Source organism: Nostoc sp. DSM 114159 (genome assembly GCF_053470285.1).
The window spans coordinates 6,851,322-6,870,161 of record NZ_JBPFEH010000001.1; the positions used below are offsets into that span (position 1 = coordinate 6,851,322).

Consider the following 18,840-nt stretch of genomic DNA (forward strand, 5'->3'; position numbering starts at 1 on the left):
TATGACATCCCAAATAAACATACATTTGCCTAACGGAGTTTTACAACGCTTGCAAAGTGTGAAAGATTTTGTGGGCGGGAGCGTTAACTCTCTAAGTAACTCAGCACAACAAGCTGGTGAGTCTTTGAAGACAACAGCTACTACCACAACTGATAGAGCAATTGATACAGTTACAACAAGTTTAGAGCAAACTTGGCAAACAGCAGAGCAATTTAAAAATACCACATCGGGAGCAGTTAAAGATGCGATCGCATCTTCTGTAAGTGATTGGTTGACACAACACCCGATATTTTTTCGGTTAGTTCAAATACTAGGTTGGGGAGCTAATCACCCAATTATTAGTGTAGTAATTTTGCTGTTTGCACTTGCTCTACTTTGGAGCATCATCAGAGCAATTGTCCGCTTAATTGAAACAGCTAGTTGGTCAATACTCCAAGTTCCGTTAAAATTGCTTCAGGCTTTGATTAAAGTTAGTTTTCTATCCTTAACTAAAGTTGGAAGTTTTGCTGTTCAACGAATTACAAGTACCAAAACAACTGATAATCCGCCTTCTTTACTACCTGAAAGTTTTCAACCAAATAAACAACAACGATTAGCAGAAATTTCTAGTCGTTTGGCAGCAATTCAAAAGGAACAACATGAGCTTTTACAAGAAGCGGCAGACTTGATGGCTGCCGACACAATTGATATAGAAGTATCAAAAATTAAACAGCTAAAAAGCGCTGAATCACATCTTGGCTGAGTTCGGTGGTGGAACCGGAGGCGACAATACCACCTTTTTGCATAGCGTAATAGTAATCCGCCTGACGGACAAAGTGTAAATGTTGCTCTACTAATAACACCGAAATACCTGTGGTTTCGACGATGCGCCGGACTGCGGCTTCAATTTCTATGATGATGGAGGGTTGAATACCTTCAGTGGGTTCATCTAAAACGAGTAATTGAGGTTCTCCCATTAAAGCACGGGCGATCGCTAATTGTTGCTGCTGTCCTCCACTTAAATCACCACCCATCCGCGAAAGCATACTTTTTAACACCGGAAATAAACTAAAAACTTCCTCGGAAATTTCTGCTTTTTTGACTGGTTTGCGTCTAGCTTCCAATCCCAGCAGTAGATTTTCTTTAACTGTCAACCGAGGGATAATCTCTCGTCCTTGGGGGACATAACCAATTCCCAACTTTGCCCTTTGATCTGGAGATTTGGAGTTGATTAATTCTTCAGCTAAATTAATAGTACCGCTGCGGGGTTTGAGTAAACCCATGATAGTTTTGAGTAGGGTAGTTTTTCCGACACCATTGCGTCCAATTAGGCAAACCATTTGCCCAGATGGTACGCTCAAATCTACGTTGCGGAGAATATGGCTTTCGCCGTAATAAACGTTAAGGTTAGAAATTTTGAGCATATAAAGAACTTTTAACTGTTTAGTTTTGATGTCAGAATTCAGCACCCAGGAGTCGGGGCAGGGAGCAGGGGGCAGGGGAGCAGGGGGCAGGGGGCAGGGGAGCAGGGAGCAGGGAGCAGGGGGCAGGGGGCAGGGAGCAGGGAGCAGGGAGCAGGGGGCAGGGGGAAAGAGGGTTTCCTGATTTTTGCACAGATGCGGGAATTATATAGCTGTGGTTACATAGGTTAGGACATAAGGATGGGGTGAATGCTAGAGTTAGCAATAGTTTTACCTCCTGTCTTCTGCCTCCTGCTATAACTATTTAGGCAGACATGATATCAGGAGTCAGAACAAAAGGGCAACCTCTAGAAACTTCAATAAATGATACCAATTTGAAAAATGATTGCGACAGATGGGAAACTGAAACACTTATCCAATGGATGTTTCACAATCCAAAATCGTTCGACTGAGCGACTTGCCTTGAGTTTCGACTGCGCGGTAATCGAGCGACTTGTACTGAGCGTAGTCGAAGTAAGTCGAGATTCAACTACCGCGAAGTCGAAAGGAGCCGAAGTCTAAAATCTAAAATCCAAAATGGTATGAGTAGAATTTGTCAAAGCCAGTTACCAACTAAAACATAAGGTGCCCAGTAGCCAGGACGACTGTAATTGGGATAATCTTTTAACAACTTTACTTGGGCACGACGCAAGGCTTCAGCCTTTGTCACCTTAGTTTTAACTAACTCACGATAAAATTCCCCAATTAAAATAGCAGTAGATTTATCGCTGATATGCCATAGTGAAGCCAAGGTACTACGAGCGCCAGCTTTCACGGATGCTCCTGCTAGCCCTAGCGTGGCGCGATTGTCACCAGTAGCGGTTTGGCAAGCACTTAACACTAGCATTTCCAAGGCTTCGGAGCGAGTTTGATCTCGACGGCGCAACAAGCTATCAAATTGCGTGACGTTGATCGGTCCATCATTTGCAAGTATAAAAGTATTCTCAACACTGGAGCTAAATTGACCGTGGGTTGCCAGATGTAACACATTAAATGGCACAGTATTTACCTTACTCTCTAGGTTTTTGCTGTTGAAGTCTCGATTTAGTAACTGGGTGGTAGACGCGATCGCTTGGGAAATAGAGTCGAATTCTGATTTAATTTCTGGTAGCGGTGGAAATTGCTGTTTAAAGCCTTGTGGTGGTTGCACTAACCCGGCAGCTAGCACATTGAGTTTTGTTTGTGTCAAGGGTTTGAGTGCGAGTAACTGGAGTCCCAAGCTGAGGGTTACAGCGTATTTTTCTACCAGATATTGCTGACCGTCATACAATATAGCCATTGGTATATTTCGCAATATGCCATCCAGTACAAATACAAGGGTTTTGACGCCACGATCTTTTAAATCTGACTCAATTTCTTTGATTAACCACCCATAGACTTCTTGTGATAGCGCCTGCACTTCCTCAGTCCGATCGGGTTCTAATAGATACTCTCTAAGTTGTTTGATAGTACCTTCTACCTCATTTTGTGACTTATTTACTGTATAATTACGCAGTGGGTGTTTAGGAATTTTGACAATCACTTGGAGTTGATCGGGCAGAATAATTGGATAAATAATTGCGGCTGTAGGATTATCTTTATCTACCACTGTGTCAAGCAAAACAGTTTTGGCATTAATGCAAGCTTCCCGAAAAAAGTCGTCTAATTCCGCTAGTTGCAGTGATTCAATCCTTTGTCTAGCTTTGTCTAGGATTGGTTCGCTCGGATGAGTTTGCTGAAACTGCAACAATAATTCTACGGACTCTCGATATACAGGTTCTACACTTTCTTTAAAGGAAAACTGGACATCTCGATTTACAACTACTAAGTCACTACGGAGAGTCTGCAACTCAGCGATCGCAGTATCATAGCTGGCAATAGCGCCCTCAATCTCTCTTTGCTGTTTTAACAAGCGTCCTAACTGCCAATGCCATCGATAAGCGATATCTGGGGCGTTGATTGTTTGGGCGATGTTCAATGCCTGTTGAGTGAGGTTCTGGGCTATTGACCATTGTTTAGTTTGCTCGTATACACTGCCCAAAGTCCCAAGGGCAAAGCTCTCGGCTCGTTTATCTGCTAAATTTTCAGCTTGTTGCAGGGCCCTGGCGCAGATTTGAGCGATCGCTTCGGGTGTAGTTCCGAATTTCATCAAGCTTTGAGCTAGATTAATCTGCGCATAAATAGTTGTCACAGAAGCAGGTAGTTGTGCCAGTTGAGTTTGAATTTGCGGCAATAGTGTCTGTACTGCGGCTGTTTGTCCCGCGTTCACTAGTAAATTCAACTGATTAACTTGAGCCTGAACTTTGTTAATCGGGTTAGGAGCGATCGCAGCAGCTTGCTGATAAAACTGTATTGCACCCTTAAAATCTTGCTGTACTTGTGCCGTGTTGCCTAAACTGAATAAAGCCGCGCTGACATCCTGAGGAGAATCCAATTTTTGGGCAATTGACAAACTTTGCTGTAATACCTGACGAGATTGATTCAAATCTCCTGCTAATTGCAGAGCATTCCCAAAAGACCGTAATTCTACTGCTTTACTGACTGAATTAGGTTTTGATTGTAACTCCTGCTGCAATTGAGTCAAGATCGTCAAAGCCCGACGGTAAAATCCCATAACTTGCCATGCTTGTGCTTGATTGATGCGATCGCGGATAATGCCATTGCGATCGCCTAATTGCTTATAGCTAACTTCCGCACGTTGCCAGGTGTTGAGTGCCTGTTCAGCTTGTCCTAAGTCTAGTTGAATACTACCTTGAATATCTAAAATTGGAGCTAAAACCTGAAGATTTTGGGAATTAGAGGATTTTTCGAGCAACTTCAAGCTATCTGTAATTGCCTGTTGCGCTGGTGGTAAATTACCCAGTTTTTGATATGCCAACGCCAAATTACTTAATGCTACAGCTTGCTGCAATTCATTGCCTTGGCTGCCAAAACTTTTAACTGCTTGTTGTAAAACTTTAACCGCTTCTGCAAATTGTCCTGCCTCATACAGCACTTTCCCCTGTTGCAGCAAGTCTTGTGTTTGTGCAGTCGGATTTTGGATTGACACTCCAATTGCGATATGTTGTGTCTCTAAAGTTGCAGCAACAGGAAAAGCAGTAACGCACAAAAAAGCTGTCACCACAACCAAGAGCATGAAAACAGGTAAGTTATGTTTTTTAAAGGGACGAATGAACCATCTGTTGCATCCGTTATATATCTGTTGCCACTGATTATTTTTATAACTCTTGAGTTTCATCGTAATTCCTCCCTTGAATCTTGGGCAATGAATTATTGACCACAAGATATGGCAGAGGGAATAAAAGAACTTTGCCCAGATTCAGCTACAAGCATAATATCACCGTTACCATCAACAATCCATCCTTGAGCCTCCACAATCTAATTAACCTGAGTTCGGGATCGGAAAAAGGACAGGTAGTAAGCTGAAAATAACAATAAATCCAGTAACCTGTCCTATAGACTTCTTGGCATTTGTAGGGAATTGGGTTTGGGGGAAAGGCAAAAGGAATAAAAAAACCTTTCCCCTTTAACCTTTTCCCTTTAACCTTTTCCTTTTCCCAACTCTTGCAAAAGTGTTTTTTGCAAGAGGTCTAATGTAACTCTTACTCCTGGTAACATTAGTCCTGTTTTAAACCAAAACGATGTCAAGACTGGGAATAAATCCGCTCCCTAAGTTGGGTTGGAGAGAGGCAAATTGAACCGATGCGATCGCATCAAATGGAGATTTATCAAAAGACAAAGCACCTGTGCTGTTGTTATAACTAAACTGACTGGTAGAACTAGCACCAAATCCAAGTTTAGAAATCTGAATTTTATCTCCTTCAAAGTACTTAAAGTCTGCAATGTAATCAAGTCCATCAGACAGAGAGTCGAAGACAAATGTATCGGCTCCACTTCCTCCTACAAGGTAATCGTAATCTTTACGGCCATTTAAAATATCATTGCCATCGCCTCCGTAGAGAGAGTCATTGCCTTCCCCGCCATTGAGCAAATCATTGCCACTCTCGCCGAAAAGAATATCGTTATCACCCTGACCGAAGAGAAAATCATTGTCACTACCGCCATAGATAGTATCTCTGCCGGTGCCTCCCAAGAGAGAGTCATTGCCACTGCCACCATTTAGATAGTCATCTAAAGCTCCTGCATTCAAGGTATCGTTGCCACCATTGCCGTATAGGGTATCAGTGGTGTTGTTGAAGACAAAATTATCGACGCTGTTACTGCCATTGAAGGAAATTTTTTCGATATTAGTGTAGGAAAAGCTGTAGGCGTCGGTGACGTTCGAGTAGTCGGCTACGAGTAAATCGACTCCGTTACCGCCATCTATATAATCATTCACTCCAGACCCAGGATTGAGGGTATCGTTGCCATCGCCTCCGTAAAGAGAGTCACTCCCACTGCCGCCATTAAGATAGTCATCAAAAGCCCCAGCATCCAAGATATCATTACCACCATTACCGTATAGGGTATCAGTGGTGTTGTTGAAGGTAAAATTATCAACTCCGTTACCACCTTTGAAGTAAATTTTTTCGATGTTATTGAAAGAAAAGCTGTAGGGACTGCTGACATTAGAGTAGTCCGCTACGAGTAAATCGATCCCCGTGCCGCCATCTATATAATCATTAAGTCCAGATCCAGGATTAAGGGTATCGTTTCCTCCAAACCCAAAGATACTATCAGTAAAAATACTACCAATAATATTGTCATTTCCGTTAGTTCCATTGTAGGTAGGCATTTTAATTATTCCTCTGAGTAGTAAAAGTAAAAGGTTTTAGTTTTTTGGTTTCAGTAAGGTCTATCTGGGGTGATATTTCATCACAATCAGACGCAATTGGAAGTCCGGTTTTAGCTCGACTTTATCGGTTTTGTTGGTAACAAGATACCTGCAACAAACCGCTAAATAGGGTCTACCCTATCCCTGAAACCTTTAAGGGAAGGTAGTTCTACTTAAAAAGTATTTGCCCAAAAGCTAGGCTTTTTGCTGAATCAAGTTGAGCTAAGTGAATCTTCCTGTTAAACTCATATACGATGAGTTTTATTTTTTATGCACCCCAAGCAGAAATTTTGTATTATCGGTCGATAGACTTCTTGGCATTTGTAGGGAAAAGGGCTAATAAACCTCATCTATGTTGAAACCTAGAGTTTTTTAAAAATATATTTTTGTAGGTTGGGTGGAGTGAAACGCAACCCAACATTAACACCAAATTTTATGTTGGGTTACGCTATCGCTGCACCCAACCTACAAAACTTTCCCCCAAGAGTGCAAAAAGCACAAATGCCAAGAGGTCTATTGACTACAAGACATGGCAGAGGGAATAGAAGAACTTTGCCCAGATTGAGCCACGAGCATAATATTACCGTTACCATCAACAATCCATCCTTGAGCCTCGACAATTGGATCGCTAGATTTGGTTATAGATGCAGTAGATAATTGATCCGTCATGGCTGTTGTTTGTGGTGGCATATCTACCCAACCAGTAATCACTGCTCGTCCCTGCAACGGTTCGTTAGGGCTTTGGGGTAATCCACCGCGTCCGGTAGCGATAAAACGACTGGCATTTTGTCCTCTTTTAGGAGTGCAACCTTGGGCAATTTGTCGGGATGCATCTATGAGGTTAGAGGGTAGTTGAATTAAGCCGCGACTGGGGTCAGTATCTGGACTGTTGATAGTTACTTCCCCGCTCACCCCCAATTCTGAACTTGCGGTAATGTCACTATTTTTAGTTGGGCTTTTTTGCGAGAGAATACCGAAAATACCGTTAGTTGTAATGTCAACTCTACCACCAGTGCCTGTAAAGGCATTAGCGCTGATATCGCTATTTTCTTTCGGAACTGCAACGATAAATCTTGAATTGATTTTGATATTACCGCCATTGCCACCTAATTTTTTTGTACCTGCGTTGGTGGAGATTTGACTGTTGCGGCGGAGTAAGAGTAAGTCGCTGTTGACGTTGATATTACCACCGTTACCGGATGCAGATTCGGCATTGAGTTTACCTTGGTTATCTAAGGTAAATTTGGGTGAGTTAATTTCGATGTCGCCTGTGATTCCTGAACCTGTGGAATTGACAAATAAGCCACTGTTATCGCCGATATGACTAGTTCCAGAAACAGTTACCGCATCTTTTGCATTGATGCGAACATTTCCCGCATTCCCCTGTGCAAAAGTTGAGGCAGAAAGTTTAGCGCCATCTCGTAGTGAGAAGCTACCAGAATCGATAGTAATGTTACCCCCATTGCCAACTGTCCCCGTTTCCACACTGCTGAAAATCGCACTAACCAAACCATTTTTCTCTCCAGCAATATCAACAGCGCCAGTAACATTCACATTGACATTCCCCGCATTCCCCACTCCAAAAGTTGATGCTCCAAGTTGAGCGCCATCTCGTAATGAGAAGTCCCCAGAATCGATGAAAATATTACCCCCATTGCCAACAGTCCCCGTCTCCACAAAGCTGAAAATCCCACTGGAAAAACCGTTTTTCTCCCCAGCAATATCAACAACACCTGTTACTTTCACATTGACATTACCTGCATTCCCTCTTCCTGCTGGTTGGGTATCAGATGCACGAGTAATGGTTAGCAGTTGAGCGCCATCAGTGAGTGACAGGGTTGCTGCATTGATGTCGATATTGCCACCCTTACCCACACCTCCTGCTTCCACGGTGCTAAGGATGGCAGCATTACCTGCAAGGGAAACAGCATTTTTTGCACTCACTGTCACATTCCCCGCATTCCCCTGTCCCAAAGTTGATGCTTGAAGTTGAGCGCCATCTTGTAATGAGAAGTTAGCAGAATCGATGAAAATATTACCCCCATTGCCAACTTGTCCCAAAGTTGATGCTTGAAGTTGAGCGCCATCTCGTAATGAGAAGTCACCAGAATCGATGAAAATATTACCACCATTGCCAACTGTTCCTGTTTCTACTCTGCTGAGAATCGCACTCTTGAAACCGTTTTTCTCCCCAGCAATGTCAACAACACCTGTGACTTTCACATTGACATTACCTGCATTCCCTCTTCCTGCTGGTTGGGTAGCAGATGCACCACGAGTACCAGTTAACAGTTGAGTGCCATCAGTAAGTGACAGGGTTGCTGCATTGATGTCGATATTACCACCCTTACCCACACCTCCTGCTTCCACGGTGCTAAGGATGGCAGCATTACCTGCAAGGGAAACAGCATTTTTTGCACTCACTGTCACATTTCCCGCATTCCCTTGTCCATAAGTTGATGCTTCAAGGTGAGCGCTATCTCGTAATGAGAAGTTAGCAGAATCGATGAAAATATTACCACCATTGCCAACAGTCCCCGTCTCCACTGTGCTGAGAATCGCACTATTGAAACCGTTTTTCTCTCCAGCAATATCAACAGCACCTGTCACTTTCACATTGACATTCCCCGCATCTCCTCTTGCTGCTGGTTGGGTAGCAGATGCACCACGACTACCAGTTAACAGTTGAGCGCTATCAGTTAGTGACAGGGTGGCTGCATTGATGTCGATATTACCACCCTTACCCACACCTCCTGCTTCCACGGTGCTGAAGATAGCAGTTGGTTGACCTGCAAGGGAAACAGCATTTTTTGCACCCACTGTCACATTCCCCGCATTCCCTTGTCCAAAAGTTGATGCTTCAAGGTGAGCGCCATCTCGTAATGAGAAGTCACCAGAATCGATGAAAATATTACCCCCATTGCCAACTGTTCCCGTTCCCACTGCGCTGAAAATCGCACTCTTGAAACCGTTTTTCTCGCCAGCAATATCAACAACACCTGTCACTTTCAGATTGACATTACCTGCATCCCCTCTTGCTGCTGGTTGGGTATCAGATGCACCACGAGTACTGGTTAGCAGTTGAGCGCCATCAGTGAGTGACAGGGTTGCTGCATTAATATCGATATTACCACCCTTACCCACACCTCCTGCTTCTACTGTGCTAAAGATGGCAGTTGGTTGACCTGCAAGGGAAACAGCATTTTTTGCATCCACTGTCACATTCCCCGCATTCCCCTGTCCAAGAGTTGATGTTTGAAGTTGAGCGCCATCTTGTAATGAGAAGTCACCAGAATCGATAGTAATGTTGCCTCCTTTACCTTTTGCTCCTTCTTCTACAAAATTGGCAATCCCGCTACCAGAACCAGCAATTGTGATGTCTTCGGTAGTATTTAGCGTAGTATCCCCAGCAACAGTCTCAGGTGTACCCAACCCCCCCCCAATACCAGCATAAAGGACACTCCCACCTAATATCTCCAAATTTCGGGCATTAATCGCAATATCACCGCCACCAGCAGCTTCTACATACACACGCGCTTGATTGGTAAGCAATACCGAAGCACGAGTCACATTAAGAGGAAATTTCAAGCTGAGATTATCGCCATTAAAAAGAAGATTGACATTCCCAGATGCTGCTAACCCTCCTAATTCAACTCTCCCACCATAAGCATTTAACTGGCCGCCATCCATACTGACATTACCGCCCACTAGCAACAAACTTTTACCATCTCCTACTCGTAAACCAAATGCATTAAAACCTGCTGGATCTTTTCCTGCTGGTGCAATTGACCTGTTTTCAATTCTGCCAGATTGAAGTTGATTGAATAGCAAAGCGGAAGGATTAACTGTTAGTAATGCAGAAGGAGTCTGAGGATTAGTTGCACTAAATTCCAACCCATTGCCAAACACAAAAGAACTCGCCGTACTTGCTACAAAGGAACCTGCCACATCGAGGCGTGCATTGTTCCCAAATAAAATACCATTGGGATTGATCAAAAACAAATTTGCACCACCATCCACCCCCAGTGTACCGAGAATATTCGAGATATTACTTCCCGTCACCCTTGTGAGAATATTTTGAATTCCCGTGGGATTAGCAAAATAAACTCGCTGGGATTTTCTGACATTGAATTCACGAAAACTATGGAACAGGTTAGCACCGAGAGTTGCTCCACCATCAATGCGGTCAGCTGGAAATCCTTTAATATTGACATTGGGGGTTCTCCTTGAAGAGCGATCGCCCAATGTTCCATCAGGGGTAATCTGGGCTAAGGCGTGATTTTCACAACAAAATATGACATGAGCAAGCACTCCGATAATGCCAAAAACTTCTAATAAACCTGAGCGCCAATTCTTATCTTCACAGATTGCCATATCAGAACCAGCCTTGCTTGCTCATTTCATACCTGTGAATATACAATTCCCTGAAGCCACTGCTTCGTAGCTACATCTTCAAAGGTTTTCAGCTAGCCGTCTTGATAAATTTTCTACAATTAATTTCAGCAGATATTGTAACTAGATAAGAGTAAACTTTTTAAAACTTAAAATTAGATAATGCATCTGATTGTTTTATAACTCTTGAGTTTCATCGTAATTCCTCCCTTGAATCTTGGAGTAACGAATTATTGACTACAAGACATGGCAGAGGGAATAGAAGAACTTTGCCCAGATTGAGCCACGAGCATAATATTACCGTTAGGATCGACAATCCATCCTTGAGCCTCGACAATTGGATCGCTAGATTTGGTTATAGATGCAGTAGATAATTTATCCGCGATCGCTGTTGTTTGTGGTGGCATATCTACCCAACCAGTAATCACTGCTCGTCCCTGCAACGGTTCGTTAGGGCTTTGGGGTAATCCACCGCGTCCAGTGGCGATAAAACGACTGGCGTTTTGCCCTCTTCTGGGAGTGCAACCTTGAGCAATTTGTCGAGATGCATCTATGAGGTTAGAGGGTAGTTGAATTAAGCCGCGACTGGGGTCAGTATCTGGACTGTTGATAGTTACTTCCCCACTCACTCCTAATTCGGAACTTGCTGTAATGTCACTGTTTTCGGTTGGGCGTTTTTGCGAGACAATACCAAAAATACCGTTTGTTGTAATATCAACTTTGCCACCAATACCTGTGAAAGCATTAGCGGTGATATCGCTATTTTCTTTAGGAACGGCGACAATGAAAGGGCTATTAATGGTGATGTTGCCGCCATCGCCACCAAACTGGCGATTTCCGGCAGTGGTGGAGATTTGACTGCCGTTGCGTAATAATAATAAGTCTTGCAGATTCAAGGTAATATTACCGCCAGTGTTGCTGCGAGTTTCGGCAGAGATGCTGCCATTGTTAAGGGTAAGGATACCTGCTGCTAGTTTAATGCTGCCACCGTCTCCTGTACCTTGGCTATCAACTGCGATTTTCGCGCCATCCGTAATATTTAAAGTTCTGGGGTCAATGAAGATGCTACCACCGTTGCCAATTGAACTATCAGTGGTGTTGGCAAATAATCCTGTTTGTGAACCAGATAGGCTGATGTTGTCCTGCACTTTGAGGGTGATATTGCCAGCATCAAAATTACTGGATGTAGTGGTGCGAAGTTGTCCGCCATTGCTGGCTTTATAGGTGTTGGCTGTCACAAAGATATTGCCTGCTTTACCTTGTCCAGCAGTATCGGCACGCAGTTGAGCGCCATTGGCGAGGGTGAGTAATCCAGTTGCGATCGCAATATCGTTGGCATTACCGACTGCTTCAGGTTCCACGGAGGTTGCTATCTGACTGGAAAATCCATTGTTCCCCATCCCCTCTAAGAAGACTTCTTCTGGTGCAATAATAGTGATTTTGCCAGCATCGCCTACCCCCTCAGTGGCTGAAGTTAAAGCTGCACCATTCGTTACCGAAAGGGAATTGGCGAAAATTTCAATGTTCCCACCACGTCCTTTACCTATATTTCCTAAGTCATCTCTGCCAACAGCACTAAATATTCCACTGTTACTGGCGCGATTGTTGATGCCATCAAGGGAGACTTTACCACTAGCCTCGATCGTAATATTGCCAGAATTACCAAGTCCAAAAGTATTACTAGTCAGTTGAGCGCCATTAGTGACAGTAAGAGAACCTGTTTTCAGGTTAATATTTCCTCCTTGTTGAGGAGTAGTAGTTTGCACAGTAGTGAAAATTCCCGTTAAGTGTTCGATTGCGGGATTGGGATTTTTTTCGGTTCCATCAAAAAAGATGCGATCGCTCGCTTCAATCGCCACATTTCCTGTGTTACCTTGTCCTTCACTTTTAGTCTGGATACGAGCGCCATCTGCGATCGAGAGGGAACCAGTTCTGAGGTTGATATTGCCTCCGTTACCAATTCCACTTTTGAAAACGGTAGCAAATAAGCCACTCGGAAATCCTGTTTTATCAACTCCATCCAAGGAAGTCAGATTGCGAACGTTAATTTCCATGTTACCTGCATCACCTTGTCCTTGGGTGGAAGTTACGAGTTCATATCCCCCGCTTAAAGAAAGTGAGTCAGCTTTAACTGCGATTCCTCCAACTGTTCCAAGTGCATACCCTCCTCCCTCTGGATTGAGTCCAAGACCTACGGAGTTGAAAATTCCATTGTTACCAGAAAGAGATACAGAGCCATTTGCTTGTACTAAAATCTTTCCAGCATTACCTACTGCTCCTTTAACTACAGAATTGCTGATATCGCTATCTGCTATTGAGATATTCTGGTGAGCATTGAGTTGAATGTCTCCTGCTTGAATTTTAAGTGTTCCTGAATTGCCGAGGATTCCAGAAAATATGTAACTATTGTCCAAAATGTTGATGTTTTGAGCATCAATAATTAAACTTCCGCCGCCGTTACTGGCTACGTTAATAGCAGATCCATTGAGGGATACATCACCACCACTGCTGATCAGCCTAACATCTCCACCCAAAGCACTGGCTACATCATCAGCAGAGATTGTCAACGCATTAGCGTAAATTGACGCACCATTGAGTTTGATATCGCCATTTGCGAGCAAAGCAATATCTCCAGCGCGAGTATATTTAGAAAAGGTATCAATATAACTACTGGCTAGTGTAATTTTATCTCTTGAGTCAAAAACAACCGACGTGCCATCACCTTCTTCACTACCTGCGACAATTCCGCCAAGATTTAATGCTCCCTTCCCTGTGAGAGTAATGTTTCCTTCTGTCAGCGCCGGATTAGGCTGATACTGATTGGTGAGTAAAACAATGCCCTTGGGAGAATTTACCCTAATATCACCAATAGTAATATCTGCACTTGTCGCTACAGAATTGTTTACAGGAGGCGCGACAATAGAAATCGAGGAGTCTAAGAAAATACCGGCATCGCCTATAGTTCCTAAAGGATTTCCTATTGCTTCTGGGTTCATCCCGGCGCGGATATCAAGTGTTGGTTTGACGCTACCATCAATAATAATGGGAGTTCCATCCGATAAAGTAACATTAGCCAAACTAGGAGTGCTTGCGGGGTTAATGGTTTCACCTGCTGTATCGGGATCTGTTATCACCACGGTATTAATATCTACTTTTCCCCCAGCCAAGATATGTAAAGAAGCTCCTTGATATGCAAAAAAGCTGACATCGCCTTGAGAGCGAATAATTGGATCGTGCGGACTAAATAAATTGCCTAAACTTCCGTCTAATTTTTCAATCCGAAAACTCCCCCCACTCCAGAAATGAGCATCACCACCCACAGTATTAACACTGCGTAAAACCATATCCCCACGAGAGAACAAACCACTACTTGGATCGTTTAAGGCAAAAATATCTATATTTTCATTACCTTGAACTAACAGCTTACCTCCAGCAGCAGCAACGAAAGGATTGGTAAAGCGATCGCGTACTTTGATAGTATCGGCTTGCAAGATTAAATCTTTGCCTGCTTGCAGATGTCCCTGTAAATCTAAATTTCCTGCAAACAGCTTTAAATCTTGTCCTACTGCTAAATTTCCCGTATTTTCGATGGTTCTCAAGGGGTCATTCTTGCCATACTGCAACCCTGGTGTTAGATTAATTTCCAACAGTGGCGGCGCTTGGGGATTAGTAGCACTAAATTCCATCCCATCGCCAAAGATAAACGAGTTCGCCGTACTCGCCACAAACGAACCTGCTACATCGAGACGTGCATTTTTGCCAAAAATTATCCCATTAGAATTGAGCAGAAATAAATTTGCTGCACCATCCACTCCTAAAGTACCCAGAATATTAGATACTTTACCTCCCGTGACTCTAGTGAAAATATTGTTAATTCCTGTGGGATTGGCAAAATAAACTCGCTGGGATTCTCCGACATTGAATTCACGAAAACTATGGAAGAGGTTTGCACCGCGAATTGCTCCACCATCAATGCGGTTAGTAGCACTACCTTTAATATTCACATTGGGAGTGATTTTTGAAGAGTTATTACCCAATGTGCTATCAGGAGTAATCTGGGCTAAGACGTAATTTTCACAACCAAATATGACACCAGCAAACACTCCAATAATGCTAATAGCTTCTAATAAATCTGAGTGCCAATTCCTATCTTTATAGATTGTCATATCAGAACCAGCCTCGCTTGCTCATTTCTTACCTGTGAATATGCAATTTTCTTACACACAGCTTCGAGCCACATATTCAAGGGTTTTTTGCTAGCTCAATTTTGAGTTTCATCGTAATTCCTCCCGCGACCCTTGAAGTAACGAATTATTGACTACAAAACATGGCAGAGGGAATAGAAAAACTTTGCCCAGATTGAGCCACAAGCATAATATTACCATTAGCATCGACAATTTATCCTTGAGCCTCCACATTAATTGTAAAATTTTAGCCTTGACACGCTACTACAATTTTTCTTAACTTAAATGCGTGAACTTTGAATGCGTGAATTGTTAATATGTCTTTTTTAGAGCGGAAAAGTCGATTTTTCAGTAAGTTTAATCGCCAAGATTTAAGGACTAATCAGTTAAGTTTGCTGATTATATCTAGCATCTTTTTATTTTTAGGAACTGCTGGTGGTGTGGTGCAAGTTAAAACAGCACAGAAGTCAGGGTTCACACTACAACTTTTACATACTTCCGACCAAGAAGCAGGTGTCCCAGCGCTGAAGGATGCACCGAACTTTTCGGCGGTGTTGAATGCACTGAAAAATCAGGATGCTAATGGCGACGGTAAGCCTGATTATCCTAATACCTTAATTCTTTCATCTGGAGATGCTTATATTCCCAGTCCCTTTTTATTTGCCAGTGACACAGCTTTTGGTGGACAGGGACGGGGAGATATTTTAATTTTAAATGCTCTTGGGTTTGGTGCGATCGCCTTTGGTAATCACGAATTTGATTTAGGTACGGGTGTTGTTGCTGACTTGCTGCGTGCTAAAGAAGATTACCCAGGTACAAAATTTCCCTATCTCAGCGCGAATCTAGATTTCAGCACTGATAAAGACCTGGCAAAATTAGTGACTGCTGATGGACAAGAAGCAAGTAAAATTTCCAATAAAATTGCCCGTAGCACCATTATTACTGTCAATGGGGAAAAAATTGCTGTAGTTGGGGCGACAACTCCCACACTGCGGACTATTTCTTCTCCTGGTGGTGTGACTGTGTTGCCTAAAAAATTTAATGACCGCGATGCCGCAGATATCGCTGCTTTGGCTGCTGAAATTCAAACTTCTGTTGATGCAGTGCTGACCAAAAACCCAGAGATTAATAAAGTCATTCTCTTGGCACATATGCAGCAAATTGCCATTGAGCAAAAGCTAGCACAATTACTCAAGGGAGTAGATATTATTGTTGCTGGCGGTTCCAATACCTTACTAGCCGATAAAACAGACCGTCTGCGAGTGGGTGATAAATCTGCTGGAACTTATCCAATCATCAAAAAAGCCGCAGATGGTAATCCGATAGCTGTAGTTAATACTGATGGAAACTATCGCTATGTTGGTCGTCTAGTAGTTAACTTTGATGCCAAGGGAGTAATTATTCCTAAAAGTATTGACCCCAAAATTAGTGGTGCTTATGCGACTGATTCCCAAGGGGTAGCAGCTGTAGGCGGAAAACCCGATGCCAAAATTGTTGCGATTACAGAAGCACTCAAAAAAGTGATTATTGCCCAAGATGGTCAGATTTTCGGGAAAACCAACGTTTTTCTCAACGGCTGGCGGGGTGATGTCCGCACCCAAGAAACCAATTTAGGGAATTTGACAGCTGAAGCTAATTTAGCGATCGCTAAACGATACGATCCTAAAACGGTGATTTCCATTAAAAATGGTGGTGGTATCCGTGACAGTATTGGTACCTATACCTTTCCCGCAGGTTCGACTCGTTCGCAGGATGTTATCAAACTGCCACCCCAAGCAAATCCTGTAGCAGGTAAGAAAGAAAAAGAAATTTCCCAACTTGATATCACCAATGCTTTACGGTTCAACAATAGCTTGACTTTAGTTACTTTAAATGCTAAAGAACTAGTAGCAGTAATTGAACACAGTGTCGCAGCGATCGCGCCAGGTGCTACCCCTGGTAGTTTTCCCCAAGTAGCGGGATTAGCCTTTAGCTTTGACCCAGATTTGCCAGCAGGTAAGCGTGTTAAATCCCTGGTTATCAAAGATAGGAAAGGCAAAATTATTGATGTAGTAGTGAAAAATGCAGAGTTAGTGGGTGACTCGAATCGCATCTTCCGCGCTGTCACCTTAAACTTCCTAGCAAATGGTGGTGATGGTTATCCTTTTCCCAAAACTGAACGGGTTGATTTGATATCAAAAGATGCTAAACGTACAGGTTTAGCCACCTTTGCTGCTGATGGTTCCGAACAAGATGCATTAGCAGAATATCTGGCTGCTAACTTTAAGCAGATTCCATTTGCTCAGGAGGATGTACCACCTACTAAAGATACTCGCATTCAAAATCTGAAGCTGCGTAAAGAAGAGGGGAAGGGGGAAGGGGGAAGGGGTAAGGGGTAAATAAATAGAATTTTTCCTTTCCCTTTAACCTTTAACCTTTAACCTTTTCCCTTTACCCTTTAACCTTTTCCCTTTAACCTTTTCCCTTTACCCTTTAACCTTTTCCCTTTACCCCTTAACCTTTTCCCTTTTCCCTTTACCCTTTAACCTTTTCCCCTTCTCAGTAAAGATGTGGTATTTTGAATCAATGGTCAAAATTCCAGTAATTGATTTCACTAATTTTACTAAGGGCAACGCAATAACTCGGCAAGCTGTCATCAAACAAATCTATGAAGCTTGTCATGAAATTGGCTTCATGTACTTGCAAAATTCGGGAATATCAAAAAACCTAATCGAGGAAGTATTCGCTCACAGCAAATCTTTTTTCAATTTACCTTTAGAAGTTAAGCAAAAGCAAGCTTGGAGTGATGAATTTAGTAATATGGGTTACGTTGGGATTGAAAGAGAACGTCTTAACCCCAATCAACCAGGCGATTTAAAAGAGGCATTTAATGTCAACAAACAAGCGGTAGGGATAGATGCTTCTCTTGTCACCTTCTACGCTGGTTGTACAGAACTTGCTAATACGATATTACAAGCTTATGCGTTGGCATTGGAATTGCCAGAAGATTTTTTTACTATCAGACATAATCAACAAAATCATACCTTACGACTATTACACTATCCGCCATTGCAGACACCAGCGAAACCCGGACAGGTGCGTGCTGGCGAGCATTCCGATTATGGCAGTATTACCTTGCTTTTCCAAGATGACATTGGCGGGTTAGAAGTACAGACAGTATCTAGAGAGTGGATTGTTGCGCCTGCGATTCCTGATACTGTAATAGTCAATACTGGCGATTTAATGCAACGGTGGACAAATCATCGATTTTGCTCGACTAAGCATCGAGTGATGATTCCCACTGATAAAAGAGTGAATCAGTCGCGGTATTCTATCGCTTTTTTCTGTCATCCTAATGATGATACAGAAATTACTTGTTTGGAGAGTTGCCAGAAAGAACAATCGCCTATCTATCCCCCTATCTTGGCGGGAGAATATCTTTTACAACGTTTACAAGCAACTTATGGTAATTTGTAATATTCGCCTTTGGCGAGAAGCAAGCTACGTAATTTGTAATTTGTAATTAAGAAAGACATTAGACCTCTTGCATAAGTCGAATTACCTCCCTTAATCCCCTCGATGTATTGGCTACGGTGTATACACAAGTCTGAAATAGCTGAGAAATACACGGTTTTACCCCACCCTAACCCTCCCCTTGTAAAGGCTACCGTGTATACACAACTCCTAAAAACCTAGCTTGATAAGACTTTCCTCGTTCCCAGTCTTCGACTGGGAATGCATTCATTGAGTCTCTGACTCAATGCTAAATTGGAGGCAGAGCCTCAACGAGGAGCATTCTCATGCAGAGCATGAGAACGAGACAAACGAAAGAACAATGGAAAATCAAACTTTTTTTGACTTGTATATACACCGTAGCCTTGTAAAGGGGAGGGAACAAGATTTCTTATTTCCCCCCTTTATAAGGCTCGCCTGTATCAACTTCTGCCTTGGCTGCATCAACTTCCGCCTTCACGTTTGAGTGTTTCGCGCACTCTGGATCAAATTCCGTCTTCCCTGGATCGAATTTTGCCTTCACGTTTGAGTGTTTCGCGCACTCTGGATCGAATTCCGTCTTCCCTGGATCGAATTTTGC

General features: G+C 42.9%; 9 protein-coding genes. 4 read left to right on the plus strand and 5 right to left on the minus strand.

Translation table 11 applies throughout. The features are described from left to right. The first annotated feature begins 1 nt into the window (after position 1). Positions 2-742 carry a hypothetical protein gene (locus ACR5KR_RS28940; RefSeq protein ID WP_448268910.1) on the plus strand — a complete coding sequence of 247 codons (741 nt, stop codon included), beginning with the start codon at positions 2-4 and terminating at the stop codon, positions 740-742. Here the strand turns inward: ACR5KR_RS28940 and urtE are convergent. Then, positions 705-1,403 carry an urea ABC transporter ATP-binding subunit UrtE gene (urtE, locus tag ACR5KR_RS28945; RefSeq protein ID WP_448268911.1) on the minus strand — a complete coding sequence of 233 codons (699 nt, stop codon included), beginning with the start codon at positions 1,401-1,403 and terminating at the stop codon, positions 705-707. The genes ACR5KR_RS28940 and urtE overlap by 38 nt on opposite strands. A gap of 378 nt (positions 1,404-1,781) precedes the next feature. Here urtE and ACR5KR_RS28950 point away from each other — a divergent pair, with 378 nt between their 5' ends. Then, a complete protein-coding gene (locus ACR5KR_RS28950) occupies positions 1,782-1,961 on the plus strand; it encodes a hypothetical protein (protein ID WP_448268239.1) in 180 nt (59 codons plus the stop codon). A gap of 34 nt (positions 1,962-1,995) precedes the next feature. Here ACR5KR_RS28950 and ACR5KR_RS28955 read toward each other — a convergent pair whose 3' ends face one another. From ACR5KR_RS28955 to ACR5KR_RS28970, 4 genes are all read right to left on the minus strand, one after another. After that, positions 1,996-4,554, minus strand: coding sequence for a CHAT domain-containing protein (locus ACR5KR_RS28955; protein WP_448270371.1), 2,559 nt, complete (start codon positions 4,552-4,554; stop codon positions 1,996-1,998). 492 nt (positions 4,555-5,046) lie between these two features. Next, a complete protein-coding gene (locus ACR5KR_RS28960; protein WP_448268913.1) occupies positions 5,047-6,153 on the minus strand; it encodes a calcium-binding protein in 1,107 nt (368 codons plus the stop codon). Between the two features lie 552 nt (positions 6,154-6,705). Beyond that, the gene (locus ACR5KR_RS28965) at positions 6,706-10,566 is read right to left on the minus strand and encodes a two-partner secretion domain-containing protein (protein WP_448268914.1); all 3,861 of its coding nucleotides are present in this window, start codon (positions 10,564-10,566) and stop codon (positions 6,706-6,708) included. 248 nt (positions 10,567-10,814) lie between these two features. Next, positions 10,815-14,750: a two-partner secretion domain-containing protein gene (locus ACR5KR_RS28970; RefSeq protein WP_448268915.1), complete on the minus strand. Its 3,936-nt coding sequence runs from the start codon at positions 14,748-14,750 to the stop codon at positions 10,815-10,817. Positions 14,751-15,085: 335 nt separating this feature from the next. Here ACR5KR_RS28970 and ACR5KR_RS28975 point away from each other — a divergent pair, with 335 nt between their 5' ends. Together ACR5KR_RS28975 and ACR5KR_RS28980 are read left to right on the plus strand one after the other, a co-directional pair. Continuing rightward, positions 15,086-17,146, plus strand: a complete 2,061-nt coding sequence (locus tag ACR5KR_RS28975; protein WP_448268916.1) for a bifunctional metallophosphatase/5'-nucleotidase — start codon at positions 15,086-15,088, stop codon at positions 17,144-17,146. Between the two features lie 187 nt (positions 17,147-17,333). Further along, complete coding sequence (locus ACR5KR_RS28980; protein ID WP_448268917.1) at positions 17,334-18,224, plus strand: isopenicillin N synthase family dioxygenase; 891 nt, start codon at positions 17,334-17,336, stop codon at positions 18,222-18,224. Positions 18,225-18,840: the final 616 nt, after the last annotated feature.